The organism is Cytophaga sp., assembly GCF_051961495.1.
GTDB lineage: Bacteria > Bacteroidota > Bacteroidia > Cytophagales > Cytophagaceae > Cytophaga.
In genome coordinates, this window is sequence record NZ_JBQCDF010000235.1 from 1 (window position 1) to 2,729 (window position 2,729).

A 2,729-nucleotide genomic window follows, 5' to 3' on the forward strand; every position below is an offset into this window, starting at 1 on the left:
GTTAAAATAACGGTTTAAGCAGGATTTTATAAGAGAACGATCAATAGTAGAGATACTGATTTTTATTAACAGGAATATTAGTACTAAGTACTCTGTACTTAGTACTTTTTTATGCTCAGATCTGTAAAATAACCACCTAGAACTGTTAAATAATTTGGTTAACTTTGAGGGTTACAAAGTAAATATGGCTAAAAATACCTATAAGGCAGATAATACGCCGACACCCCCAAAAAATACCCGCTCAAATACTGCTTCCAATAAGGCAAGTAAAAAGGAAGCCGCTTCAGAAAATGAAGAAGCCCCGGAGCGACCTAAATTTGCCATTAAGGAATATTTCCAGGATAGAAGATTTCAGCTCGTTGCCGGAATGTTCATCATGCTTTTTTCATTTGCATTGTTACTAGCATTTACCTCATTTTTATTCAGCGGCAGAGATGACCAGAGTATTGTAGAATCTCTCTGGGACACCAGCATTCAGGATTCCGGCAGAGAAGTGGAGAATTTATTGGGTATTATAGGAGCTTTGCTATCGTACTTATTCATTTATAAATGGTTTGGTTTAGCTTCTTATCTGTTCTTACCAATATTCTTTTTAACAGGCTTCAGAATTGTTTACCAATCATCGCCGATTAATATTGCAACGTTAATCAAGACAACCTTTTATTTTTTGATCTGGATCAGCACAACATTCGGTTATCTGGTACTGGCACTGAATGAAGAAACGTATCTGGCGTTCTTAAGCGGCGGCATTGGCTTTGATATTGCCATGTACCTGGATAATCTGATCGGGTGGGGAACACCATTCCTGTTGTTGTTTTTCCTGCTGGCATTCATTATTTATTTCTTCAACATTACGAAAATCCATTGGTTTGCACCGGCAACGGCAGATGCAGCAGAAGTACCACTTGCAGTAGCTGCTGAAGAAGTGACAGAAGAAGCGTCTGAAGAAGAAATAGAAGAGCTGGAAGAAGAAGAGGAAATTGAGGAATTAGAAGAAGAGGAAGAAACGGAAGAGGAGGAAGAAGTCGAAGAAGAGGAAGAATGGGTGATCGAACGCAAAGAACCTGTTGCTGTTAAAAATTCTTCTGAACTGCAGATTGAATCACCGGTGGAAGAGCCGATGGTGCAGATACCGGCAGCTTCTGATGAATTGAACCTGGTTGTTGAAAAGCCGGAAGAAGAGGATGCAGACGAATTGCCTGCAAACCTGGAGAACTTCAATTACGATCCGACACTTGATCTGTCGTCCTATAAATATCCAACCTTTGACCTGTTGAATGAATACGACGGCAACAAAGTGGTGCAGGTGACCAAAGAAGAGCTGGAAGCGAATAAAGACAAGATCGTTGAAACGCTATCCCATTACAACATTGGGATAGCCAGCATTAAGGCTACCATTGGTCCGACAGTCACATTGTACGAGATCGTTCCGGAAGTTGGGATCCGTATTTCAAAAATTAAAAACCTGGAAGATGATATTGCCCTGAGCTTATCGGCTTTAGGTATCCGTATCATTGCGCCTATTCCGGGTAAAGGTACGATTGGTATTGAAGTACCGAATAAAAATAAAGAAATGGTTTCGATGCGCTCTGTACTTTCAACAGAGAAGTTTATGAAATCAGACAAAGAACTGCCGGTTGTATTTGGCAAGACTGTTTCGAACGAAGTATTTGTAGTAGATCTGGCTGAACTGCCGCACTTGCTGATTGCCGGTGCTACCGGTCAGGGTAAATCTGTCGGCTTGAATGTATTGCTGGCATCGTTGCTGTATAAAAAACACCCGTCGCAGTTAAAGCTTGTTCTGGTAGATCCGAAAAAAGTAGAATTAACGCTGTTCAATAAAATTGAAAGACACTTCCTGGCTAAACTTCCGGACGGGGGGGACGCAATTATTACCGATACCAAGAAAGTAATTCACACCCTGAATTCTTTGTGTGTGGAAATGGATCTGCGTTACGATTTGCTGAAAGATGCTCAGGTGCGTAATATCCGTGAATACAATAAGAAATTCGTCGAACGTAAATTGAATCCGAACAACGGGCATCGTTTCTTACCGTACATTGTACTGGTGATTGATGAGCTGGCAGATTTAATGATGACAGCAGGCAAGGAAGTCGAAACTCCTATTGCACGTTTGGCCCAGCTGGCCCGTGCCATCGGGATTCACCTCGTTGTCGCTACGCAAAGGCCTTCTGTAAACGTTATTACAGGTATTATTAAAGCAAATTTCCCGGCTCGTTTATCCTTTAAGGTTTCTTCAAAAATTGACTCCAGAACCATTCTGGATGCCGGAGGCGCTGATCAGCTGATCGGAAAAGGAGATATGTTGTTTGCCCATGGCGATATGGTACGTTTACAATGTGCCTTTTTAGATACTGTTGAAGTGGAACGCATTTGTGAATTTATTGGTTCTCAGAGAGGTTATGAAATGGCATACAAATTGCCTGAATATTCAGACGATGAAGCCGGACAGGAAAAAGGCGATTTCAATTTCTCTGAAAAAGATCCATTATTTGAAGAGGCAGCCAAAATTCTTGTCATGCATCAACAGGGAAGTACTTCTTTGCTGCAACGTAAATTAAAACTTGGATACAACCGCGCCGGACGCCTGATTGACCAGCTGGAAGCTGCTGGTATCGTAGGACAGTTTGAAGGAAGCAAAGCCCGCGAAGTATTAATTAAAGATGAATATTCATTAGAGTTCCATTTAAAAGGATTGAATCAACAAT

Annotated in this window: 1 protein-coding gene; it reads left to right on the forward strand. The window is 41.3% G+C overall.

Annotated elements, in window-relative coordinates; all coding sequences use genetic code 11:
- Positions 1-184: 184 nt before the first annotated feature.
- Positions 185-2,729 (forward strand): DNA translocase FtsK 4TM domain-containing protein (locus ACTHJT_RS13110; RefSeq protein ID WP_440238883.1); only part of this gene is annotated, 2,545 nt, incomplete at its 3' end.